The 25,390-nt window shown below is 38.1% G+C and carries 21 protein-coding genes, 2 pseudogenes, 1 riboswitch and 1 other annotated feature; all 23 genes and pseudogenes read right to left on the bottom strand.

What is annotated here, in order from left to right; all coding sequences use genetic code 11:
- Positions 1-4: 4 nt before the first annotated feature.
- Positions 5-658: an ethanolamine utilization microcompartment protein EutL gene (eutL, locus tag SRA_RS04085; protein WP_003087955.1), complete on the bottom strand. Its 654-nt coding sequence runs from the start codon at positions 656-658 to the stop codon at positions 5-7.
- A 16-nt stretch (positions 659-674) separates the two neighbouring features.
- Complete coding sequence (gene eutC / locus SRA_RS04080) at positions 675-1,571, bottom strand: ethanolamine ammonia-lyase subunit EutC (RefSeq protein WP_003087953.1); 897 nt, start codon at positions 1,569-1,571, stop codon at positions 675-677.
- Between the two features lie 20 nt (positions 1,572-1,591).
- Positions 1,592-2,959 carry an ethanolamine ammonia-lyase subunit EutB gene (locus SRA_RS04075; protein ID WP_003087951.1) on the bottom strand — a complete coding sequence of 456 codons (1,368 nt, stop codon included), beginning with the start codon at positions 2,957-2,959 and terminating at the stop codon, positions 1,592-1,594.
- Between the two features lie 37 nt (positions 2,960-2,996).
- Entirely contained in the window at positions 2,997-4,421 is a 1,425-nt protein-coding gene (gene eutA, locus SRA_RS04070) for an ethanolamine ammonia-lyase reactivating factor EutA (protein ID WP_003087950.1), read from the bottom strand.
- A 14-nt stretch (positions 4,422-4,435) separates the two neighbouring features.
- Positions 4,436-5,872, bottom strand: coding sequence for a GAF domain-containing sensor histidine kinase (locus SRA_RS04065; protein ID WP_225310749.1), 1,437 nt, complete (start codon positions 5,870-5,872; stop codon positions 4,436-4,438).
- Between the two features lies 1 nt (position 5,873).
- Positions 5,874-6,440, bottom strand: a complete 567-nt coding sequence (locus SRA_RS04060) for an ANTAR domain-containing response regulator (RefSeq protein ID WP_003087941.1) — start codon at positions 6,438-6,440, stop codon at positions 5,874-5,876.
- Positions 6,441-6,466: 26 nt separating this feature from the next.
- Positions 6,467-6,811: a BMC domain-containing protein gene (locus SRA_RS04055; RefSeq protein ID WP_003087939.1), complete on the bottom strand. Its 345-nt coding sequence runs from the start codon at positions 6,809-6,811 to the stop codon at positions 6,467-6,469.
- A gap of 3 nt (positions 6,812-6,814) precedes the next feature.
- Positions 6,815-7,963: a 1-propanol dehydrogenase PduQ gene (locus SRA_RS04050; protein WP_003087938.1), complete on the bottom strand. Its 1,149-nt coding sequence runs from the start codon at positions 7,961-7,963 to the stop codon at positions 6,815-6,817.
- A 113-nt stretch (positions 7,964-8,076) separates the two neighbouring features.
- Positions 8,077-8,658 (bottom strand): cob(I)yrinic acid a,c-diamide adenosyltransferase, encoded by a 582-nt coding sequence (locus tag SRA_RS04045; RefSeq protein WP_003087937.1) that lies wholly within the window; start codon positions 8,656-8,658, stop codon positions 8,077-8,079.
- The gene (locus SRA_RS04040) at positions 8,658-9,080 is read right to left on the bottom strand and encodes a EutP/PduV family microcompartment system protein (protein ID WP_162129581.1); all 423 of its coding nucleotides are present in this window, start codon (positions 9,078-9,080) and stop codon (positions 8,658-8,660) included. Before SRA_RS04040 ends, SRA_RS04045 begins: the two co-directional genes overlap by 1 nt.
- 18 nt (positions 9,081-9,098) lie before the next feature.
- Positions 9,099-9,443 carry a BMC domain-containing protein gene (locus tag SRA_RS04035; RefSeq protein ID WP_003087934.1) on the bottom strand — a complete coding sequence of 115 codons (345 nt, stop codon included), beginning with the start codon at positions 9,441-9,443 and terminating at the stop codon, positions 9,099-9,101.
- A gap of 208 nt (positions 9,444-9,651) precedes the next feature.
- Positions 9,652-9,797, bottom strand: a riboswitch (adenosylcobalamin (AdoCbl) riboswitch).
- A gap of 618 nt (positions 9,798-10,415) precedes the next feature.
- Positions 10,416-10,709 (bottom strand): 50S ribosomal protein L27, encoded by a 294-nt coding sequence (gene rpmA, locus SRA_RS04030; protein WP_003087932.1) that lies wholly within the window; start codon positions 10,707-10,709, stop codon positions 10,416-10,418.
- A gap of 21 nt (positions 10,710-10,730) precedes the next feature.
- Positions 10,731-11,060 (bottom strand): ribosomal-processing cysteine protease Prp, encoded by a 330-nt coding sequence (locus tag SRA_RS04025; protein ID WP_003087930.1) that lies wholly within the window; start codon positions 11,058-11,060, stop codon positions 10,731-10,733.
- 8 nt (positions 11,061-11,068) lie between these two features.
- On the bottom strand, positions 11,069-11,383 hold the full coding sequence (gene rplU, locus SRA_RS04020) for a 50S ribosomal protein L21 (protein WP_003087929.1): 315 nt from the start codon (positions 11,381-11,383) through the stop codon (positions 11,069-11,071).
- 36 nt (positions 11,384-11,419) lie between these two features.
- Positions 11,420-11,495, bottom strand: a sequence feature (ribosomal protein L21 leader region).
- 105 nt (positions 11,496-11,600) lie between these two features.
- A pseudogene (locus SRA_RS04015) lies at positions 11,601-12,133 on the bottom strand (GNAT family N-acetyltransferase).
- A 31-nt stretch (positions 12,134-12,164) separates the two neighbouring features.
- Positions 12,165-13,226, bottom strand: a pseudogene (locus tag SRA_RS04010) (CapA family protein); the annotation flags it as partial.
- Between the two features lie 342 nt (positions 13,227-13,568).
- The gene (locus tag SRA_RS10490; protein ID WP_003087923.1) at positions 13,569-16,343 is read right to left on the bottom strand and encodes an accessory Sec-dependent serine-rich glycoprotein adhesin; all 2,775 of its coding nucleotides are present in this window, start codon (positions 16,341-16,343) and stop codon (positions 13,569-13,571) included.
- Positions 16,344-16,553: 210 nt separating this feature from the next.
- A complete protein-coding gene (gene gtfB, locus SRA_RS04000; RefSeq protein ID WP_003087921.1) occupies positions 16,554-17,879 on the bottom strand; it encodes an accessory Sec system glycosylation chaperone GtfB in 1,326 nt (441 codons plus the stop codon).
- On the bottom strand, positions 17,860-19,383 hold the full coding sequence (gene gtfA, locus SRA_RS03995; protein WP_003087919.1) for an accessory Sec system glycosyltransferase GtfA: 1,524 nt from the start codon (positions 19,381-19,383) through the stop codon (positions 17,860-17,862). The genes gtfB and gtfA overlap by 20 nt, the downstream gene beginning before the upstream one ends.
- A gap of 11 nt (positions 19,384-19,394) precedes the next feature.
- Positions 19,395-21,776: an accessory Sec system translocase SecA2 gene (gene secA2 / locus SRA_RS03990; RefSeq protein WP_003087918.1), complete on the bottom strand. Its 2,382-nt coding sequence runs from the start codon at positions 21,774-21,776 to the stop codon at positions 19,395-19,397.
- Positions 21,777-21,842: 66 nt separating this feature from the next.
- Positions 21,843-22,265: an accessory Sec system protein Asp3 gene (gene asp3, locus SRA_RS03985; protein ID WP_225310748.1), complete on the bottom strand. Its 423-nt coding sequence runs from the start codon at positions 22,263-22,265 to the stop codon at positions 21,843-21,845.
- Complete coding sequence (gene asp2, locus SRA_RS03980) at positions 22,265-23,818, bottom strand: accessory Sec system protein Asp2 (protein WP_003087914.1); 1,554 nt, start codon at positions 23,816-23,818, stop codon at positions 22,265-22,267. The genes asp3 and asp2 overlap by 1 nt, the downstream gene beginning before the upstream one ends.
- Complete coding sequence (asp1, locus tag SRA_RS03975) at positions 23,811-25,388, bottom strand: accessory Sec system protein Asp1 (protein WP_003087913.1); 1,578 nt, start codon at positions 25,386-25,388, stop codon at positions 23,811-23,813. The genes asp2 and asp1 overlap by 8 nt, the downstream gene beginning before the upstream one ends.
- Positions 25,389-25,390: the final 2 nt, after the last annotated feature.

Here is a 25,390-nt window from a genome sequence, read left to right as displayed (position 1 = left end):
CTACTTAATATTTGATAGGAGCATTCGCTACATCAATGACTGACCTTGCGAAAGCATCACAGGCAGCTTTGCAGGCAGACTGACTTCCTGTTAACAATGCACCAGCAAAATTTGTTTCTGAAGGCGGGCCATAAAAGACTCCCATGCTGACATCTGCAACTTTTAAGGCTGCATCTATAGCTACGATGGCTTCAGCCGGAGGTGCTATCAGGTAAGCAATAGCTTCACCCACAGAAACATTTGCTCCTTCCGAGAGATAACTGCCGCTCCTTGAAATGCAGTGCGCAAAATAAGGTATAGAATCATCATCATTTGCGCTGTAAAAACTCGCTTCTGTCTCAATGACACGGACAGCTGCTTCAAGTCCGCTCTTTACTTCTGATGGACTGGGACCAGCTAAAATACCTATTACTTCTCCAGCTAATTTTGTTGATGCGTTGCCAGCTCCAGCATACATGCTTCGGCCATAAACGACTTCAACTTCGGCTGCTTTGGTTGCCTCATCTAAGGCTACATAGGTAACGTCATCACAATCAGAAGTGATAATTCCCAAACTTTTTTGATTTTCATTCAAATTCAATGCTTTTATTAAGGCAGCATCTACATTTGGAATAACTTGGACACTGAGTACTTTAGCACCTAAACGTTCTCCAATCATTAGGGAATCTCCTTTCTTAATATAAATCAACACCAGATTTCTTAGCATCTAACATTTTCTGTATAGTATCAGCAATATAAGCACCTGCTTCTACAGCCGGAGTTCCGCCGCTGTGAATGTTAGAGATAACTGTGCGCTTTGCTTCAGCCAAACCAACATGGGGACGATAAGCCATATAAGCACTCATTGATTCGGCAGTTGCCAATCCTGGACGTTCACCAACTAATAAACAAATAACTTCAGCATTGGTAATATCCCCAATTTGGTCCATTGAAGGCACACGGCAGTATTTTATAAATAGAATATTCCCTATTTCTAAATGATGATTTTTTAATCCCTGCTCTAAAGAAGGCAATACTTGTTCAATATTAGCTTCAATAGCTGCAGAACTCAGACCATCACCAACTAAAACGACAACCTTAGCATTTGGCTTGATGGTTTTGGCAATGACCTCCGCATTTTCATCATCAAATTTTCGGCCAAAATCTGGACGTGTTAAATATTCATCTTTGTCCTGACAAATTGTCTTGACAGGAACAAAATTCATTTTTTTAATAATTTCTTCATCAACATCGTTGAAAACAGCATCCTGTGCAGCAGCATGATCTAGACGAAAACGCAGCATAGGTTCTGTTAAATAACGTGTTCCTGTACGCCATAGACCAACACGCGCAGGGGTTTTTGCTTTTAATTTCATAAATGCTTCTTTGTTAAAAGGATGAGGGACCAGATATTGGTCTTGAATACGAGTTGCTGAGATATCCGGTAATTCTTCAGACTCAGTCGCATGAGAAAGAGAATCTATTTCCTGATTTTGCTCACTTTCGGCCCTTGATGGCAGTGGAACCTCTTCTTTTGCCATAACTTCCGAAAGAATACTTTGGATCATCGTTTTAAGTTCTTGATCATTCACAATTTTTACCTCCTGTATTCCTATTTACTCAAAAAGTAAGAACCATCGCCAGCCTTTTCCGTTAATTTTCCATCTTCCATAAATCCATGTTTTTCTAACCACTCCTCAAATTCTTTAATAGGACGCTTGTTTAACAATTGACGAATAGCTGCTGCTTCATGGTAACCAGTTGTTTGATAATTTAACATAATATCATCACCATTTGGAATTCCCATGATATAATTGACCCCTGCTGTTGCCAATAAAACTGTAAGATTTTCAGCATCATTTTGGTCAGCTTTCATATGGTTGGTATAACAAATGTCACACCCCATCGAAATTCCTGTCAGTTTACCCATAAAGTGGTCTTCCAAACCAGCACGGATGACCTGTTTGGCATCATATAAATATTCCGGTCCAATAAAGCCTACAACTGTATTTACCAAGAAGGGATCATAGCGTTTGGCGAAGCCATAACAGCGCGCTTCCATTGTAACCTGATCGGTTCCGTGATTAGCATCCGATGACAACTCAGATCCTTGTCCCGTTTCAAAATACATCAAATTAGGACCAGGTGCTGTTGAATTTCTCTTAGCAATTGCATAAGCTTCGTCTAGCATAGCTGCAGAAATACCAAAAGCCTCATTTCCTTTTTCAGACCCAGCAATACTTTGAAAGACCAATCCAACCGGTGTTCCTTCTTCCATAGCTTTCATCTGGGTGGTAACATGAGAGAGTACACAATGCTGAGTCGGTACTTCCCATTCTTCAATAAAATCATTAAAACGAGTTAAGATACGCTTAACTGACTCTAAAGAATCATCTACAGGATTCAAGCCGATAAGTGCATCGCCAGCACCCATTGAGATCCCTTCAAAGGTTGAAGCCATAATACCATCAATATCATCTGTTGTATGATTCGGCTGCAAGCGTGAGCTAAAAGTTCCTGGACGGCCGACAGTTGTTTTGCAAGTCTTCTCAATAACAATTTTGCTAGCTGCTAAAATCAAATCTAGGTTTGACATAATCTTACAAACTGCAGCAATCATCTCTGAAGTTAGACCTTTGCGAATCATATGAATATCATAGCCAGTCGTTGTATCAGCCAACAGCCACTCACGTAAATCAGCAACCGTCCAGTTTTTAATCTTTTCAAAAATGGTTAGATTGGTCTGGTCAATGATAACACGTGTAATTTCATCTTCCTCATAAGGAACTGCTGGATTGTTAAAAATATCATTTAAGCTCAGATGACTCAGAACATATTTTGCCGCTACCCTTTCTTGAGCACTGCTTGCTGCTACACCAGCCAACTTATCTCCCGAACGTTCTTCATTGGCTTTGTTCATCACTTCCTTTACTGAATGAAATTCAAAAGTATCACCTGCAAACCTTGTTTTTAAAATCATAATTGCCTCCTTTGCATCATATCATTTGAAGGTGTTGCTAATTAAAAACTAATGTTTTCACAACTACTGGCAAAACTTCGCCTTTAGCAATCGGCTCTCCAATATCAATATAATCACCGTTTCCCGCAATAACTCGATCAATACAAACCAGATTATTGCTGCCTTTTAATTTCGCCTTTAAATAATGCCCTAATGATTTGCCCATGTCATTTTCAATAACAACAACAATTGGAAAACCTTTCTTTCTAAGGATTCTACTGCCTTCATAAATAGCATCACCAAGATCCGTAATATTTTGATAGGTTGGACTCTGGTAGCCTACAAAACTTAAAGCACAGTTTTGAACGCCATCAGAATTATGCCACATGATTTTGTTTTTAATCATCTCTGGTAGCTTTTCCTGCTGAGCCATTTCTGCTGCTGAAAACCTAACTACTGGAAGACTTTTTAAAGGAATCGCCTGCCTATCATAAGCTATGGTGCTTCCTGAGATATCCATTGTATGAGAGCCTGCACCGACAACAGTTGCACGAATGGTTTCAGCTGTGCTTATCACATCGTTATTTTCAAACAGCCAAGACTCCTTCAATCTTTTTCCAAAAAGCACTCCAATATCTCCATATTGGTAAGTTTTAAAATGCTTCTCCTTGATGCACTCTGCTACTCCTCCTGAAAACGAAAGATGCTCAATTTTCTCATAGTTTTCTAGATTCAGGCCTTTATTAGTTATTAAAAGGTCATAATAAGGACTTTTTCTTCCTTGACCTATAGCATTACCTAATACCTGAATAAAAATATCAATAACAGTATAGATTTCATCTAACTTTGGAGAGCCCCCTTCACGCAGTGACAAATGTTCACTATCCACAATTTTTTTGACTTTAGGAGCGAGATAAGAAATTTTTCCCTGCTCATTGATTTTGATTTGGCGACCACCAATATCAAAACATCCTGTATCAAGCACATCGCCGTCTTGGAAAACGGCTATATTCGTGGTTCCACCCCCAATATCCAAATTAACAACTAAGTTATGATGTTCTGCACTATACCTGCAAGCACCGCTTCCTTTTCCGGCTATAATACTCTCCAAATCAGGGCCCGCAGTTGCTACAACAAAATCACCAACAAAACCGCTAAGGGCCTCAGCTACACTTTTAGCATTATCTTTTCTGGCTGATTCCCCTGTAATAATGACAGCTCCTGTCTGCACATCTGTTTTGCGAATATCCGCCTTTTCATACTCTCCAACTATAAATTCTTGAATTTTTTGACTGTCAATATGATTTTGATCATCAATCGGAGTTATGATAATAGCACTTTTATAAATTACTTTTTTGTCTGTAATAACAACTCGAGGAACTGTAAAACTAGATGCCATATTTTCAAAAGTAATTAGTGATAGAGTCAATTGCGTTGTTGAAGTCCCTATATCAACTCCAATACTTAATAAAGTTTCTGCCAATCTAAGCCTCCCTTTCAATTGAAAATAGTTTGATTAAAGGCTATCTTTACCACTGTTCCTCCTGTATCCGGAAAATCAAAGGAACAGTCTCCCTTTAATTTATCCACTGTAAAGGCCTTTATCAATTGAATGCCTAATTTATCATCATCAATAGCATCATGATCAAAACCGACACCATTATCTGATATTGTTAATTCTATATTAGAATTAGACTTAGTCAAACTGACAGTGATTTTAGGTTTTTCAATCGTTTCATCAAAGGCGTGTTCAAATGAATTTTGCATAATTTCATTTGTAATCAGTGCAATGGTAACTGTAGTGTCACTGTTTAAAACAAGCGACTGGTCTAAAGAGGTTTCTAAAACAATATTATTATCATCAATATAAGCTCGCTTTAGATGACTGATAACCCTGTTTAAAACTAGGGACAGCTGAACCAAGTTACCCTTTTGTTTTGAAAGCAACTCGTGTATGGCAGAAATGGCCATAACCCTATTAATGGATTCGTTCAAAACCTTTTTAGCTTCTTCACTCTTAACCCTTCGTGACTGCAACCGTAAAATTGAAACAATGGACTGCAAGCTGTTTTTTACACGGTGATGAATCTCTTGATTTTCAACCTTGGATACTTTATCCGAAAATTGTCCGTCAATTTCGGTCAACAACATGACATACAAATTATTTTCCGCTAAACGAATCGTTTTTTGAATATAGGTCTTATAATCAAGATGCACAACCTTTTCCAAGTAGTTTTTACCAGTTTGAGAAAATTCTTTTTGAACACTCTCGAAAGGATCAAAATCCAAGGTTAAATTATTGTAGTGCAGATTTTCTAGACGATTAATATAGCCAAACTCCTTGTACTTTTCTTTTGCCGCTTGATTACAGTGAATCAATATCCCTTGTTTATCAAATATTAAAACAACTTCTCGCAGGTAATCAGAGATAGTGTTATCAATAGCATTGACCTCAGACACTACACCACTAAACATGTTAATATGATCAATAGAATTGCCTAATTCAAAGGTGTCTAATATTTGTGCACTGATATCTTTTTCTGTTATGATAACACCAATAATCCTTCCATTTGAACGGATTGGTGAGACATCCTGCTCAATAAATTTACCCTCTTGAGTCTGAGCATATAAACCAAGTGAATGCCGTCCTGTATCTAAAGTCCGCAGGACACCAGGCTCATCTTTGCGAAAAGCAAGTTCGCCGACAACTGTCTGTTTATAATTAGAAGGACACTTAGAAGGAATACGATGAAACACAACCAAGCCCTCGCCTGTAACCCGGTCACGAACATCAATAAAAACATCCTTATCTTCGTTGCTGCAGTCTTGTAAAATAGAATCCCTGACCAATTCTAAATAGCGAATATCCTCTTTGCTTAAATCCGTCTGATTGGAACAGATAGGTCTTATTTCTTCAAAATAAGTATAAGTCATCTTATTCACCAATTAATATCCTAGAGAGTTCACTCATAGTTAAGCGTTTTTCCATAGCTATTGTCCGCAATGTTTTATAGGCTTCATCTTCTGTTAATTGCTGTTTTGACATCAACACCCCCTTGGCACGGTCAATATATTTGCGATCTTCAAATTTGCCTTTTAATTTTTCCAATTGCTGGCCTAATTCTTGCTGTTTCCGTCCATTTGCTATAGCAAGCTCAACAGCTGGAATCAAAGACCTCTCATCAATCGGCTTAACAACATAGCCTTGAGCACCAATTTCACTGGCTGTTTGTACTAATTCTTGCTCACTGTAGGCAGTGAGCAATAACACTGACAAGCTATACTTGCTGCCAATTATTTGCTTAGCTGCTGATAGACCATCTAACAAAGGCATTTTTACATCCATAACCACTAAATCCGGTCTATAGTCTTCACACAGCTTAACAGCTTCGATCCCATCTTTGGCTTGAGCAACAACATCATAGCCAGCATTATTTAACATTTCACTGATATCCAAGCGCATGATTGTTTCGTCATCTGCTATTACTACTTTATATTTCATATCGTATAATCTCTCATCCTAGTCTTTTATGAGATACTTAACTCCACTGTATCAAATCCCATATCATTTTTTAATACTGAACGCATCGCTTCTAAGCCAAACTTGACAGAGCTATAACTACCCACAATAGCCAAGGAGCCTGAAAAACGATCCAGAAAACCTATTTCAACCTCAGCACTTTTTGTTGCAATATCAACAGCAATAATAGCCGCTTCACACGGAGTCACAGTTGCCAACCCGATAGCACAGTCGTTAAAATCTACAATACCCAATTTTTCATAAACTTCTAAATCAGGATGAGCAATTAAATGTGCAATGGTCATCTGTTTCCCTGGAACATACTCCTGAATAATTCTTTCCTTTTCTGCCATTATCTAATATGTCCTTTTTAATAATGATTCTAATTCAGAAATATTAGGCTTTCTAGGATTTGTCGGTGTACAGCGATCATTCAGAGCCGCTTGGACAATGGCTGACCTTTCGTTTATATACTGCGATTCATCAATCTTCAATTCACTAAACGTTTGTGGCATGTCTAGCTGAGTTAGCAAGCGCTGAATATTTTGTATTAGCTGTTGAACAGCAAATTTAGGGTTTTTAATATTCACCCCAATCATCTGAGCAATCTCACCATATTTCTTAAGAGCTCTGTCTGTTGCAGGAAGCCGCTGATTATCTAAAAGACCCGCATTGTAAAGAATGACATTTTTCAGCAAAACACCGTTAATTCTGCCATGAACCAAGTGAAATTTCCCGCCAATAGCGTGAGCTAAACTATGATTAATACCCAATGAAGCCATAGTAAAAGCCAAACCCGCAATTGTTGATGCTTGGTGCATCTTTTCTCTAGCTACCTTGTTGGCTTTTCCTGCTGCATAGGCCTCTGGTAAATTTTCAAAAACCAGCTTAATCGCTTTTTCCGCCAAAGCATCTGAAAATGTTGAAGCATTAGTAGAAACGTAAGCCTCAATAGCATGGGTCAAAACATCAATACCAGTATCTGCTGTAACAGTTGACGGCAACTCCATTACCAAATCAGTATCAAGCAGGGCTACATCAGGCAAAATATCCTGTTCTACTAAGGGATATTTCACACCTTTGTCTTTATCAGTAATAACAGCAAAATCAGTCACTTCAGACCCTGTTCCGCTTGTTGTTGGAATAGCGATAAATTGCAGCAAATTTCTGTCAATCTGTGCACTCGTTTTGCAAGCGAAATAGATAATTCCCTTTGCCGCATCAATCGCTGACCCACCTCCAATTGCGATAATAACTGTGGGAATAGTTTCGCCAAAAGCTCTGATTCCCTCAATAATGTTTTCAATAAGCGGATCAGGCACAACATCTTTAAAAACAGTTACAGCATTATTGGCAGCCAGACCTTCTTTAATCTTTATAAAGCTTGGCAAAGAAGCAATAAAACGATCAGTAATCATAACAATCTGCTCATTTGTCATATCCTCCAAATAATCCAAAGCATCATCCCCAAAAATAATTTTTGGAACGAGGTAGATTTTCTGCATTTTTGTCCCTCCTTTTAAATCTAGTAAAAAAAAGCGAAACTATCCTTTATCTTCCATAGGAAAGTTTCGCTTCGTTGCGTTTTATAACAGACATCATTGTCATTATAGCCTCTTTAATTTTTAAAAATATCATTCTTAGTAATTTCTCTATGAAATACCTTGCCGCCACGATCATATAGAGTATCAATCTGATAATCCCACTTATTAATGGCTCTTGCTAAAGCATAAAAATAATCAGACAGACGATTCACAAACTTTAAATCTTCAGAAAACATATCATTGGTCCACTGAAAAGTAACGATGGCCCTTTCAGCCCTCCGAGTTATGGCACGGCAGACATGCAAGGCGCTGCCTGCAGGCGATCCGCCTGGTAAAATAAAGGATTCTACTTCATCTGGAACTGTTGAATACTCATCTATCCTAGATTCCAGCCAGTCAATGTCATGCTGTGTAATTCTTTGCATTCTCATAGCGGGATCAGCTAGATCGCTACCACAGTCAAAAATCAATTTTTGCACTGTCAGCAACTCATCAACTAAACGCTCATCTTTTAAAAAACTCTTTGCAAAGCCTAAAAAAGAATTCAGCTCATCCAGCTCCCCATAGGCAGTTACTCTAGTACTGTCTTTAGCTAATTTTTCCCCGCCAATAACTTTTGTAAACCCCTTATCACCAACTCTTGTATAGATTTGCATCAGTTCACCTCGCTCAAATACTCTCTTAATTCAGCCAAACCATCACCTGTTACAGATGAAACTTCAAATATTTCTTCTACTCCTGCAAGTTCCAATTGCTTGCGAGAGCGCTTAAGCTCCTCTTCTGATGCCATATCAATATGAGTTAAAACACCAATAACTGGCTTATTGAAACTTTGTGCATAATTTGGTGAATAAACTTGCTCCTTTGCAGTTGCATTCAAAACAAATAACAGAAGAGAAGCATCTTGTGAAGTCACCTGTAATGCGATATTAAAGCGTCTATGCTGGACAAACTCACCCGGAGTATCAATAAAATTATCAGTATAAATTACATCCTGTGTTTTGTTATAAACCAGTTTTTCTTTGGTCAGCCCTTGGATTAAAGCTGTTTTTCCATGTCCAATGGGGCCTAGCATCATTATCCTTACCATAGACTGTCAAGACCTTGTAATATTGCAAACGGAAAAGCTCATTAAACTCTGAAGTTCCGTCAGTACTTTGGCTATGCTGGACTCTACAGCAGAAACATCTCCAATAACACAGACTGATCCACTGAAACGATCAACAAAACCTATATTGACATTTGCTTCTTTTTTAGCAAAATCAACAGCAATTACAGCAACATCGCTTGGAGTAATAGTTAAAATTCCCATAGCATTAGCTTTTTTATTTCCCAATCCTAATTTCACAAATAGTTTATCATCGGGATTAGAAATGATATGAGCCAGAGTCACCTGCTTGCCAGGGACAGATTCAAAAACTTTGCGAGTTTTTTGTTCCAATGAGACCTCACCTTCTTATAACCAAAATTTTTGTAAAATAAAATCACAATTTAAGAGCAGATCACTACGTACTGCACCATAAATTGTGAGTCTTAATTATTGGTCATCAAAAATATTTCACCATTGAACAATTATTGAAAACACTTCTAAAATCAAGACTTCAAACTTTGTATTACTAAAACAGTCATGCACCATTGCACAAGAAACCACAATTTAAGCCTCTTTCTCCACGAAAAAGCTTAAATAAGATAGTAATAACCTTCAAAGACCTGACTCCAGCTAATGCTGTTTACAGTGGCGGGACCGTATTGGGATCTAACCAAACTTCCATGAAGTGTTACACAATTATTCATTTACAAAGATATTCTATCATAAGATGAAAGCGATTGCAACAAAAAATTGAGAAATTTGCATATTCGATAACGGAAAATGTTTTAAGCTAATTAAAATAAACGTTTTTTGACATCCTCATCTCCCTTAAAAAGAAGTGTGCAATTAAAATATCCTTTTTCTTGTTTTAACACATAACCCTCTAAAGTTAACTACGAATAAAAGAAAAGAATTTGGGATAAAAATGTTCCAGACCACTACCGTTGGTAAAAGTAAATCTAAGGCATAGTGGTTTGAAGAAGTTTCTCGAGCTTCTCTTGTCTTTAGTCAACTTAAAGTTTTCCATACATAAGAAAGGGCTCTTTAAGATCAAATAATCACTGCTTGATGGCTCTAAGTCCTTGATAAATCAAAGTTTAAAGTACTTTTGATGTCAAGTTATCCTTGACTTTATTTCCATGCTCAAAAGGTTTGGGAAATCTTTTGAGCTGTGTGAAGTGGAGGATAAATATTTGGGCAACTTTTACAAGCGAAGACCAAAACTGACGTAAGTAAATATCAAAATTAGTCTAATAGGTTAATTGAGATTACCCACTGAAAAATCGGTCATTTCGAAGAAATGACCGATTTTTCCACTCTCATTTATTTTGCAATTGGGTAAACAGAAACTTGTTTCTTATTGCGTCCTTTACGTTCGAAACGTACCACGCCTTCAACCTTAGCAAAAAGCGTATCATCTCCGCCACGGCCTACATTAGCTCCTGGATGGATATGCGTTCCGCGCTGGCGGTAAAGGATTGAACCACCTGTAACAGTTTGACCGTCAGCAGCTTTGGCACCAAGGCGTTTGCTTTCTGAGTCACGTCCGTTAGATGTAGAACCGCCACCTTTTTTGTGGGCGAAAAGTTGCAAATTAGCAAAATTCATTTTTAACATAATGTTGTGTCCTCTCTTCAGTTAGTTTTCTATGACCCTTGTCTGAACAAATTCCGAAGAATTTTCTGCCAGATTGGTCATACCTAGGAGAAATGCTTCAAACAAAAGCTGTACATCTCCTGAGCTGTCTTGTGGTACAGTGATTTCCATGTAACCACCTGCAATATCGTCTAATTGTAAGTCTGGTGTACAGACTGTCAGTGCCTCAAGTGCATTAACAAAGTTAATTGCCAGCGTACTGACTGATGCACACACAATATCAAAGCCATATTCACCACTGCCAGCATGTCCTGTAAGCTTAGCGCTCACCAAACTGCCTGACTGATTGCGAATAAAAATTGCTTTAATCATATAATCAATTAAGCGTTGATTGCTTTGATGACAACTTTAGTATAAGGTTGACGGTGACCTTGTTTACGATGGCTGCCTTTTTTAGGCTTGTATTTGTAAGTAACAACTTTCTTTTGTTTTCCTTGTTTTTCAACAGTTCCAACAACAGTAGCTCCTTCAACAACTGGAGTACCAACAACAGTTTTGTCACCACCGACAAGAACAACTTGGTCAAAAGTGACTTCTGCTCCTGCTTCAACATCAAGTTTTTCAACATAGATTGCTTGACCTGCTTCAACTTTAACTTGTTTTCCACCAGTTTTGATGATTGCATATGTGCTCATTATGCACCTCCTATAAGATTTTTGTTCGAGGAAATCCCTCTTGTGAAGACTCGCCTAAATCGTGAGCTGCGAAAGCTGCTTACAAACGATTTTCGTGCGGTTGCACAGGATGTGCATTTAGTCAACTTTTACATTATAGCATAATCACCTAGGCATTTCAAGGATTCTAATTAATTTTATTTGATGATTTATCAACCAAGATTCCAATATCTGATGACTAGTTAACTGCAATGGACACTAAGCCCAGAACTGCTCTTTTGACTAATTTTTGAAAATGCTCCAAATCAACATTCTGATCCGTAGTCAGTACCTGATAGCTCTCCTGTCCTTCAAAATAGTAATGAGATGTCAGTTGGTAACCATTGCGCTCATAAAAGGCAAGACACTGTCTTCTTTGTTCAATATTGGGAGCTTCTTTCTCGAGAGGTTCTATCGTCAAAATAAGCGGTCTTACATCAGCATATTCACGAATTTGTGCTAATATCACACTGCCATATCCTTTAGAACGGACTGACTCATTAACGGCTAAAAAAAGACAAATACCTGTTCCCTAGATTCAAGGATATAGGTAAAACCAACAAATTGTTTCTTATCATAATAAGCATAGCAACTCGCCAGAGGACGCAAACTGTTTGCTAATAGCAAGATGTAAGGCAGACGCTCATTAGGTGGAAAGGCCGAGAGATACAAGCTTTTAACATCACGATAAGCCTTGCTAAAGAATCTTACTTTTTGCTCAGTTAAAATCATTGATTCCCTTTCTTACTTAACAATGTCTTTGCTACCATTTTAAATTTACCAAATTATTCATTTCTTGATAGGCAGTGTCGACTTTTTCCTTCATAGTGTTGTCCAGCTTATTGCGGTATTTGCCGCCCTTAATGAAATCCTCTAAAATCAGGACTCGGTAATCCTTGTATTCATAGCCTTCTGCGCCTACTTCGCCCTTGCCCCAAGACCAAACCATAGTCGGATGAGCCTTGACCGTTTTAATTTTAGTCTTATCTGCTTTCTTTTCAAAAGTGACATCCATAAGCAGCCCGCGTTCCGTCCAATAATTTTGCAGATTTTCATAAGACTGATTAGAGATGAAATTTCCCATAGAATAAATGATAAATTTCTTTTCTCCGTCTTTTTTGATAACTTCTGATGGTTCAACAACATGAGGGTGTCCGCCAAAAATAACATCTGCACCCCATTTAATCATTTTATGATAGAGTGTCTTTTGCTCATCTGTCGGCTCAAGAGCGTACTCCGTTCCCATCTGCGGCATCACTATGGTGACATCTGCTTTCTTTTCGGCTTCTTTAAGTTCGGCCTTGATTTTCTTTTGATTGAGATTGGAAAGATGAGCTGCCCGCTCTTTTTTAGTCAGGTTGGCCTCCATCCCGTTATAGCCATAAGCATAGCCTAAAATAGCTATTTTGATGCCCTTGACCTTCTTAATCAGAAAAGATTCCTTAGCACGATCTTTTTTGTAAATGCCAATCGTATCTAATCCTAAATCATTAAAAGTCTTAACCGTATTTAAAGCCCCCGACAGCTGAGAATCAAGAATATGATTGTGAGCTAAGTCAACAACATCATAGCCTGTATCTTTCATGGATTGAGCAGCTTCTGCCGGTGCATTAAAAAGGGGATAACCCGCTAAGGGATAATCAGGACTAATAGTTCCTTCAAAATCACCAATAGCTAAATCAGCCTTAGCAATCCAATTTTTAGCATATTCAAAATAGGGGTTAAAATCATAGGAACCATCATCTTTTCTGGCACTTGTATAAAGAATATCATGGTAGAGAATATCGCCATTGGCTACTACACGGGCTGTCTGGACTTTATTGCTGTCATGATTCCCGTCCGTTTTTACCATAAAGTGATAAATCGTAACAAAAATCAATAAAACTGTGAAGCAAATTGCCAAAAAAAGAGTCTCAAGTTTTCCTTTTTCTATTCTATTCTTTTTCATCTCAATTCCTTTCCAAAAAAGGGGGGCAGTATGTAAAGCGCTTACTTTATTATAACACTTTCAGAACCCATTTTCAGGGTAAACCTTAAAAATTAGCAGCAATAAAAGAAAGAGCAGAAAGCGGGGACATTTTTCTGCTCCTTTTTAGGGAATCTTTATCAACTTAACTTCAGATTTTTAATAGTGTTCTAAAGAAAATAGTATTTGAATGAATCACTATTATTCTTTATCTTCTTTACGTAATTTTGCAATAGCTCCAGCACCGACTAAGAGTCCTAGGCCGCTGAGCATGCTAAGGTTATCCTCTTGACTACCTGTATTTGGAAGTCTTTTACCTGTACCTGATTCAGAGGTTGAGTGTGAATGATGAGGATCTCTGTGAGACTCACTTTGGGATTCAGATTGAGACTCGCTTTGGGACTCTGATTGGGACTCACTTTGGGATTCAGATTGTGACTCGCTTTGGGATTCACTTTGCGATTCAGATTGTGACTCAGATTGGGATTCGCTTTGGGATTCCGATTGGGATTCAGATTGGGACTCACTTTGCGATTCGCTTTGGGATTCAGATTGCGATTCACTTTGAGATTCGGATTGAGACTCGGATTGCGATTCACTTTGGGATTCTGATTGAGACTCGCTTTGAGACTCACTTTGGGATTCGGATTGCGATTCACTTTGAGATTCGGATTGAGACTCGGATTGCGATTCACTTTGGGATTCTGATTGAGACTCGCTTTGAGACTCACTTTGGGATTCGGATTGCGATTCACTTTGAGACTCACTTTGAGATTCAGATTGAGACTCGGATTGGGACTCGCTTTGCGATTCGCTTTGTGACTCACTTTGGGACTCTGATTGAGACTCACTTTGAGACTCACTTTGGGATTCTGATTGCGATTCACTTTGGGATTCCGATTGGGATTCAGATTGGGACTCGCTTTGTGACTCGCTTTGGGATTCCGATTGGGATTCAGATTGGGACTCACTTTGCGATTCACTTTGAGATTCAGATTGAGACTCGCTTTGCGATTCAGATTGTGACTCAGATTGGGATTCTGACTCAGATTCACTTTGGGATTCCGATTGGGATTCAGATTGGGACTCGCTTTGCGATTCAGATTGAGACTCGCTTTGTGACTCACTTTGGGATTCTGATTGGGATTCGCTTTGTGACTCGGATTGAGATTCAGATTGCGATTCACTTTCTGATTCGGATTGAGACTCTGATTGCGATTCAGATTGCGATTCAGATTGCGATTCACTTTGGGACTCGGATTGCGATTCACTTTGTGAATCAGAATGTGGTGTCTTAGGTTTTTCACCTTGGAAATCCCAACGGTGAGTTTCAGCATTTGTAGAGAAATTACTTACGATAATATTACCGTCAACATTTACTGCTGTGTGAAGATTAGCAGCTGGTGCTAAAATAGAACCTTGCCAATTTCCAGCAGTCATGTTAATTTTTCCAGTAAATGGTGACTTGTCTGCATTCACGAAATTCCACAGAATGGTATTTTTCTTTTCAGAAGGGTCTGTATAAATAAATTCGTGAGTTGTTCTTGTGCTGCCATCAGTGTAGTCTAAATAAATTTGTGAATTAGAATCAATTTGCTGCGCACCTGAATTGTTAATGACATTAAAGTAAACCGTTTGAGGGGTTGCTGCATTGATACCAGAAATTCTTAATTGTGTAGCATTGCTAAGAACTGAAGCATCAACATTAATGACAACGACTCCGTCATTGTTTGGATCTCCGATTTGACTAATATCAATTTTACGTTGATTTTGATCAGGGAAGCTGGCATTAGTATAAGTTGCATCAGCTTGATAATTAGCGATTTGAGAACTTGTTTGTTTTAACTTGTTAAATTCTGAATCTAGATTAAGATAATCTCCTCCAGACTCTTTATAAACTTCATCCGGTCTCAAATTACCGCCTGCGTTGAACCCAATACCGTTAATGGTCATTCCGTTTCCGTTATCGTAATTACGGTCAACTTGGACATTTGGACCAACTACAAATTTTTCATTGACAGCAGCTACACCACTGCTTTGGTTAAGGCTAGTGATATTTTTAGCATAGTGATAATCTTGACCTTGGTAAGTATTAGTACCAAAGTTAGAATTTGCTTCAAGAATTCCAGTAGCAACATTACCATCGGTATGGCCATTAAGAGTTGCCTTATCCTTAACAAAAACATGGAAGTTTTGTGCGGGACCTAATAAATTATCATTTGCAGACGGGACATCGTCATAATAAGTTCCGCCATTTGTTGTCTGTATAGCTGATGTGTTGTTATTTGCAAGCGCTCTTGCTATGCGTACTCTAGGAGCAGCAACAGTTGCTGTGCTATTTGCTTTAGAAGCCGCTTCAGATGCTGCTTCTGTAGCTGAAGTTGAAGTACTAGCTGTTTCTGAAGCCACTTCTGAAACACTTGCACTTTCTGAAGTTGGGACATTTTCAGAAACACTGACAGATTCAGAATTACTGACAGATTCCGAGGCTGCTTCTGAATTACTTAGAGAAGTCTGAGGAGCTTCCGAAGCTGAAAGACTGGCAGTTTCTGTGGCACTAGTACTCTCTGTAAGGCTTACAGATGTTGACTCTACTTCTGAAACGCTGTTAACAGCAGCTTCTTCTGAAATAACTGTTGATGATTCTACAACAACTTGGTCACCATTTTCAACGGCATCCGTTTCTGTTGCCTCTACTTCATCAGCAAATCCAGAACTTGTAATAAGCGCTCCGCCAGCAAGAGCTCCTAAAGAAATAAGGCCTTTAAGATACTTTGTACTACTAGAATTAATCTGATCACGCTGTTCAAATTCTCTGACTTGAACAGTATCGGCACCACCTTTTCCTTTCATAAGTCGGAATAAATTGAGCTGTGACATTACTACTCTAACCCAATTTTTTCCTGACTTATGCATTTTAACACGGCTTTTTCGGTTGACTTCGTCATACTCTTTATTAAAGCGCTTACGTCGCATACAATTCTCCTTAAATAATGTATAATATTCCCTTACTTTAGATTATAACATAGATATTACTTTTTCTTAATTTAATTTTACGTTTTTTTAATAATATGGTAATTTTAATTTTTTTAGAAAATAATAAGAGATTCAGTAGAATATAAGTGCTGCATTGATTTAAAAATAACAAAAGGGTTCGTCTTCCCACTTCCCTTTTAGATAGACTACCTAAATAAGCCCAATCTTTTGCTGGTAACTGTCTGCCGATTCAACAAAGGCTGCTTCTTTTTGCTGATTTAGCTGATCAATGAAGGCCTCTTGACTGCTTATCGCTGACTTAAGAGCCTGAGCCATCGTTTCTGCACCTTCTGCTTGATAGCAGTTTTTCGGATTGATATAAGTATAATTATGTACTGTTGAAGTGAAAGCATAAATTAAAAGATTGTTTTCAAATGCAGCTCGAATAGCTGATAAAATTTCTTTACCATAATTAATATCCAAATAAATACTGCAATCCTGCAAAAGCTGATAAACTTTTGACATGGCAATATTAGGATATAAGCTGACATTTTGATACTTAGCAAAATCTTTCAATTTATTAGACATATCTGTTACAGCACCTATATGGAAATGAAGTTCGGGCAGAGCTCCTAGCAGCATTTCCAAATGCTCAATGTGATCAGAGTTTGTTAAGATTAAAGCCTGATGAGAGAATGTGTAGGTATTTTTAAAAGGATACATATAGCCTAAGAAGCCAACTCTTTCTTGCTCTGCCTTACCCAAAAGAGACTGCATTTGCAAATAACTCTCATGATCCTGAACCAAAATTCTTGTTCGGCGTTTTTGGTCATGCAGCAGCAGTTTCATATTCCAAGGAAGAGAATCCTTAATCTTTTCCTGCCAAAAAAGAATATCATCGCCCTGCTCAGCCAAATTATAACTTACTAAAAAAGGAGTCGAAAGCGAATTATAAAATATCCTGTCCAAGTTAAAACCTGCATCCTTTAAATAAAAAATGACAAATTCCTTTTTAGAGTTAAAGAGCTGAACCCTATCCTTCCAAGATAAAATAAATTCTCCTGTCTGATGATTTTCACTGATAATTTCTTTTTTAAAACGATTGTAATAAGATGTTTTAAGCCATTTTCCCTCTCTGCTGACTATCGTTTCTGCAAATTTAAAACCAAATTTATTATAACGATCTATGCTTCTAACTCTGCCGCTATCATCAAACCATTCAACTGTTCTGACAAAACGATTATGGCTGGGAGCTGCAAAATAGATATTAGCTTTCTTTTTACCTAGGTTAAAAATCTCACCAAAATCATTAGTTGCCTTTATCTCCCAATAATCGGGAACAGGAATCTCATTAAAGTACAAAGCTCTGCTGTCCAGATTTTCAAATTCAAGATAATGTGAATAGGGTGACTGAACATCACTAGGCAAAAAGCCATCATCATTAAGAGCTATAGTCGGATTTTCAAAGCCGGCAACAATCAATGAATAATGTAAATCCCAGCTGCTTTGCGTGTAATTATCGAATAGATTTATCATAAGACACAAGCTCCTCTATTAATTGTTTCCACTTACCTTCCACCTCAGATGTCAAAAATGACTTTGCAATTTCATAAGACTCACGGCGGGCATCTGCTAATCTGTTGGAAGTAAAGAGCTGAACAATTTTTTCAGAGAGTAAGGAAACCAATAGTTCTTCATTTTCCTTGTCTGCCAGATTAACAAGATAGCCATTTTTGCCATCCTTTATGAAAGTCTGATTGCCGTAAGGCACATCAAATCCTATGATGGGCAGCCCAGATCCAATGGCTTCCAGTAAGGTTAAACCAAATCCTTCGCTCATTGACCCTGATAAATAAGCTTCATATTTTTGATAGACATAAGTCAAATTCTGATGACCGCACAAGCGAATGTAATCTTTTGCTCCCTGATTCGAAATGATATTTCTCAGTTTGGACTCCTCACCGCCAGATCCGTAAATATCAAATTGAAGCTGCGGTAGTTTCTTCTTAGCCTGAATAACTGCCTTTACCAACAAATCAATATGCTTTTCACCTGCCAAACGTGAAGCGGTAATAACTGAAAATGGTTTTCTACCTGCGTCATCCGCTAACTGAAGTTCATCTAAGCTTCCTACAGGAATGGCAACAACTTTAGGGGTTCTCTTAGTATACTTTCTGAATTGTTCCGAAAGGACATCCCTTTGTCTCTCTGTAGAGGTCACAAAAAAATCCACACGATCGGAGTTAGTAAACTGATAATCACAAAAATTATTCCACAATATGGTTTCCTGATTTGTCGCTTTTTGATTGTAATGTTCAGCATGGATAACTACTCCAAGCTTTGCCTTCCCATGATTTCTAAAGACAGCCTGTCCAATACCGGTTGAACGATCTAGAATAATCACGTCATCCTCTTGAAGCTGTAAACTTTTAATGAAATGTTCCTGCAGCTCTTCTTTAGAGTAAAAAATCTGATTTGGAAATCGGTAGATACGATTCTTATCATCAATGATTTCTTCATAAGCAAAAGAACCGTCCTTATTGTAGAAAACCCTTTGGCACAGTTGAACTTTTTTATCACTCAGCATGTAGTATTCTGTAAATAATTTTTTCTGGATAAAAAAATCCCGTCGCGAAAGGTTGCCATTGAAGAGATATTCTACAAATTTCACTACCTCTTTAGAGCCTTTGGCTAAATAGGCTTTGATGACCTGCTTGTTATCCAATGTTAAAGTCACAAGATCAGCAGCTGCTTCTTCAGACAGTACAGGCTGGGTTAAAGTCGATTTTAGCTGCTCCAAAGTATAGGTGCTGGGACCTAGTTTCTGATCAGTAAAATAAGAATAGAGCCAAATGATTTCACTGTCTAAAAAGCCGATATTTCTAGTTAAATTTGACAGATTTTCTCTTGGAAACATGTCTGTAAAGATGAACTTAGAATCCAAGTTTAATTTCCGAAAAATAGTAGCACGATAGGCTTGAGCATACTCTACACCGCTGCTGGCCCAGCCAATTCCAATATTAACATTATAAATTGTCATCTTTTTTTCCTTTATATAAAGTAAACGGACAAATCCCCGTTAGGAGTATAGGAAACTTCGCTCAGCATCAGATAATGCAAAGTCATCTTTTGGATTTCTTTTTTCATATCCTTATAAGACAACAGAGCTTCTCTATGGTATTCATAAATTGGATTTCTCTGTGCTGATGAGCGTCCGCTAACAACAATACGCAGCTGCTGAAGATAGTCTACCTCTTCAATCCAAGATTCATCAATGGCTCTGAGAACAGCCACCCTTTGAAAATCATCAAACTGCTGGTGAATCAATTCTTTTTTGCGCTGCAGCTCTCCCATCGCCAGATCAAGCAATAATTGTTTAACAGCCTTTTTATCTTGCAAATCAAAATCAGAATCAATTCCCGCAAAAGAATAAGAAATATGATCAAAAATATATCGTTCCAATACAAATGAATCCATATTGGGATGGCTGGCAATAAAGTCTTCAATCGCCCCTTCAATAACAGACTGAGCATCAAAAATAAATTCCTTTTCGCTCAGCAGCTGATTGCGCATGCTATAGACTTTATTTCTTTGAATTTTAACACTTTCATCAAATGACAGTGTCATATTTCTAGCACTTCTGCCATTGCTGGCACTCGCACTCTGGGCATTTCGGACAGCTCTTTTAAACTTTCCAGCCTTTAACGGTTGGGGCCGAGATTCATCAACAGTATCTTTATATTTTTTAAAATAATCAAGCAGCCAAGCACTGCCATATTCCACCAGCAAATCATCCTCTAAAGAAACGAAAAACTGACTGAATCCGGGATCTCCCTGCCTGCCTGAACGACCACGCGCCTGTAAATCCATCCGCTCACTGACCATTCGCTCAATACCAATAACTGCTAATCCACCCAGCTTTTTAACCTCATCACTGAGCTTGATATCTGTCCCTCGACCAGCCATATTAGTCGCCACAGTAACAGAACCCAACCTGCCAGCTTCAGCAATCATCTGAGCTTCTTTGACTGCACTGTGGGCATTTAACAGATTGTGAGGAATAGCTTCTAAAAGCAAAATTTCAGAATAAAGCTCTGACATTCTGACAGAACCTGTAATCAGCAAAATAGGCTGACCCGTCTTATGAATTTTTTTGACTTGGGCAATGGAAGCCGCTACCTTTTCAGGCAGGGTTGTATAAATCAAATCAGGATAATCCTTGCGAATAACCGGCTTGTTGGTCGGAATTCTGATAACTTCCATATTGTAAACATCGATAAATTCGGCTTCATCGGGCTTTCCCGTCCCTGTCATACCCGATATCTTTTTAAACATCAAAAATAAATTGGGATAGGTAATAGAAGCCATAGCACGCAATTCCTGCGTGATTTTTAGCTGCTCCTTAGCTTCTATTGCTTGGTGCTGTCCAGACTGAAGTTTGGTACCCTCTAAAATACGGCCGTTTTTTTGGTCAACTAATTTAATCTTATTATTATCGATAATATAATCTTTTCCCAGCTTATATAATTTTTGAGCTCTCAAAGCCAGAGTCAGGTGCCGAACTAATTCAAAATGATCAGGATGGTAAAGATTTTTGACCGAAAAGAATCGCTCAGCTTCATCAATCCCTTTCTGAGTCAGCCATACCTCTTTTTTCTCCTTATCATAATGAAAATCTTCGTCTGCAAGCAAAGTGGTAATAAAATTATCAGCTGCCCGATAAAGATTCGACTGCACACGCGGTGCTCCTGAAATAATCAGCGGCGTCTGTGCAGTATCCAGTAAAACAGCATCAGCTTCATCAATAATGACATAGTTAAAAGGAGAAAGAAACTTTTTATTGGGAGAATCTGCTAGATTATCAATCAGATAGTCAAAACCAAGGGCACTGCTGGTGGTATAAATAATATCACTCTGGTAAACTTGACGTTTTTGTGTAACCGTCATTTTTTTCTCATCATTTCGGACTCCAACACCAATAGTCAAACCAAGAAACTCATAAACCTTTTTCAGTTCTGTAGCGTCACGTATTGCCAGATATTCATTCGTTGTGATAAGCATTGCACTCTGACCTGACAAAGCATTTAAGTAAAGAGGCATGGTTGCTGTCAAAGTTTTCCCTTCACCTGTCCTCATTTCTGCGATATTTCCATAATGCAGGACAATAGCTCCCATCACCTGGACATCATAGGGATAAAGTCCCAGCAATCGCTTGTCAGCTTCACGCACAACTGCAAAGGCTTCAGGTAAAATATCCTCTAAAGTTTCCTGTCCCTGTTCTATTCTTTCCCTAAATTCAGAAGTTTTAGCCTGTAAGGCACTAGCTGAAAGAGTCGCCATTTCTGCAGCATAGGAATTAATCTTTTTTAAAATTTTCCGAACCTTTTTGAGGCGAAAATAATCCAAAGAGAAAAATGTTTTTAGATTTCCCATAGTTTATCCTATCTATTACCTATTATTAGCTTTCATTGGTTCTGTAATATCTTTTGCACTTCAGAGTTACGAACAGCTCTGCAGCAGCAAATGGTCAAATTCGATGGACTGACATCCCGCATTAACAAGCTGTATACGATAAGAATAGGCTGATTCAGGATAGCGAAACTGACCAGTCATTTCTTTAAAAATTTTAAAGTCAATGAGCTGACTAAAGCGATCAAAAAATTCTATCCTCACATACAGACTTTTTTCAGGTACAAGCTGTATATAGGAACTGATTTGATAAAGACTGCCTTTTTTCAATAAAGGCAAGTCAGGCTGAAGATGGTTTGACTGGTAGGAAGATAAAGAATTCCACTCTTGGATAACCAGACTTGGTGGCATTAATTCATTGTAAAATCGGATTTTTCTGCCATTTATATGTATTGATGAACCGTAAAGATAATTTCGGTTAGATACCCGTTTCCAATATATTTTATAATGCACTATTCTTCTTTCCTTCCAAAATCATCTCGTAAAATCGCTTGCAGCTGTGTCATAAACCAAGTAGAAACTTTAGAAGCCTCATCATCATGGCGGCCAATCCAGCCCCGGCCAGCAACCTTTATATTTCTATGCTTAGCATGACTGATAATATCAGAAAAAGCAGATGGGTCATAGTCATCGTTTTTCATATAAGCAACCATAATCTGGGTGCCGGATAAGTCAGCCTGATCAAATCGTTCCCAAAGATAGGCATCCATTTTTTGTACAGAAAGAGCATCTAGTGTTTGACAGGTCTGCAGCAAAAAATCAAGTGAACTTGGAAAAACGTTTGGCCTGTCAATCTTTTCCTTCTCTGCTACCGTTCCGATATTGACTAGCGGTTTACCCAGCACCAGTGCTTTGGGCTGTATTTCTGCTGAATAAAACAATGCAGCAAAAGCCCCCATAGATAGGCCAGAAAAAATAAGATCGTCTGATTTAATATTTAAAAAAGCTATTGATTGTTTGATGATGGATATAATACTGCTTTCAAGCTTCTGACTGCCAATGAAAAAGGCACCGCCATCCAATCGAAGATCAGAAATTAGGAGAAAAGGACAGCCCAGCGCTTCTATATCACGATAATCAGCGAAGCCTTCCTTAAGAGACCAGTCTGAAAAGTGAACAACTAAGGGAGGCGTAAAATCTTGAGGGTTAAAGTAATAAGCGACTTCAGATTGATTGTCATCTATCAAACGGCGGCCGCCCAAGATAAAATCACCATAACCAGCTCTGCCCCATCGATAGTGTAATGTCCCAATAGTCATTTTACCAAAACCCTTAGTCCACAGGGATATAGACAGGTAACCATTTTGACGGGCATCAATCTGAAGGGGTTTCTTTACAGTTCCTGTTTCTAACTGCCATTCTTTCAGTACATTTGCTTCTAGACTGTTATCAATCAGTTTGACTTGAATTTTTAAATCGCAGCTGCTGTCTTTAGAAAACTCCTGCCAAATATCAAAAATCCTGCGTGAATCATAAGGAATATTAGTCCTAAAGGTCGCAAACTGACGAAATTTAAGCCCATAATTCCCTTCCACAGTGAGACCTGTTTTCCCTTGATAATTCAGCACGCCTTTAAAATCTGGAGATATTTCTAAATCATAAATAGGAATTTTTCGGCCATACTGTTCAGGAAATAAAATCTTTGACAAAGTATAGACGACCTTCTTTTTATCTGTCATCTCCATCTTCTGTGCTAATTTTCGATTCAAAAATCTCTGCAGAGGAGAAGAGATTATTTGAGGAGCTTTAGGATAGAAGATACTGTAACTTTCAACCAAACTTTCAAGCTGAAAAATACTCTCACCTATTTTTGTGTCTGTCAGTAAAAGAGCATCAAAAATTTTAGGACGGTTAAAATTAATCTGTGATTGATACCTTTCCTGTAGAGCAGTTAATGATTGGGCAATGTTTTTTGACTCCAAAAAAACCCAGTCTATATGTTCTGGCAGTTCTATTTCTGATTGCCAGTCTGATGTTCCGACTTGTAAAATCTTTATCTTATTCATTTTCTTTTCCATCCGTCATCAGGGAATCCTTTATCTTTTGGACTAATTTTCCGCTGGTATAGTCAGAAATCTTTTGAACGGAATAAACGAGAGATTCATTCCAATTTTTTAATCCCTTCAGAAAATAATCTAAGGCCGCCTTTAAATCTTCCGATGTCTCAATGATACAGCCGTTCTTTTTATGCTCAACAAATTCATTTGCTGTCTTATTAATCTGCGGGATACCTGCACTAATTCCTGCAATTTGTGTATACAAATCAGGCTCATCCCCCAAATCAATAATTAAACGGACAGTATTTAAAACCTGAATAATCTCATATTCTGAATACAAGCTCAGCAGGGAAATTCTTTTAGAGCTGTCTCTTTCACTGCCATCAGCTATTTCAAACACATCCTCAAAGAAAAAATCACCAAAACAGCTCTCTTGCTCTTTAAAACTTTCAAAGGCTGTTTGAATATTGTCTTTAACAGTGTTCAAATAAGCCTTGTCATTATCATAAGAGACGAATAAGATTTTAACATTTTCATTTTCCATTAACAGCTGGAAAAATTGCGGCAAAACACTCGACAGCATCTCCTGCGAAAAGCCGTCAAGCAAGACATATAAAATAAGGTCTTGGATATGCTGGCTTTCTCCCAAGGTTAATCGGGCATCAAAGGGAGACAGATGCTGAACACGAACACCATTGGACTGCAGCTGCTCAGCAAGTGCAGAACTGTCAGATAAAACTAAATCTGCCTGAGGAAGCGTTTCTGCCAAATGCCCATCACTGTCTGTTTTTATTGGATAACGATTTTTAAAGAAAGATAAAATAAGCTGCTGCTTGGTCACCATAGATAAAATGAGATCATTGTGCCGCTTATCAGAGGCAACTACAAGGGTATCTTCCTGCTTAACCTGTTCTGAAAAAAAATCAAAAGTTCTTTCAAAAATCAGATCTTTAATATCAGCATAAAAATCTCTTTTAAAACGTTCTTGAACATTAGGATTGATCTGAACATGCTTATCTTTAGGCAAAAGATATTCTCTTATCTGCCATTGACCATCATAGTCAAGGTATTCCTGATAGTAGGCTGCCCCTTCTTTTGTATAATATATGATACTGGATAGAAAACCTCTGTCATCAAACACACATTTTCTTTGAAGAAAACCGTCAATATAATAGTCAATCCAGATAACCTGTCCATCTTCTCCAAAATCAACCTTAGCAAACAAATCCTTGCCTAAATAAGCTTGGATGGAAAAAGGCGTATAGATGAATTCAATTTCTTGAGGCCAAGTGAGGTCTTTAAAATCAATAATCTTCGTTTTGACTGCTCCTATCCCTTGAATATCATCAAAAACTGAAAAATAAGGAATTTCTAAAAGATCATTTTTATGGAGGAAATAGCGAAGATTGGGCGCATAATTCAGCACAAGAGCAGTCAAAGGCTCCTTCGAAGACTGAAACATTCGCATCTGGCTTAGCGTGTCATCAAACTGTATGCTGTCCTTACCATCATACCAAGCCTTAGTCGTGTCATACCAAGTTCGGCTAGGATTATACCAAGATGGAACAAAATAGAACATTG

Source organism: Streptococcus ratti FA-1 = DSM 20564 (genome assembly GCF_000286075.1).
Taxonomy (GTDB): domain Bacteria; phylum Bacillota; class Bacilli; order Lactobacillales; family Streptococcaceae; genus Streptococcus; species Streptococcus ratti.
This window is presented reverse-complemented; position numbering and strand designations above follow the sequence as displayed.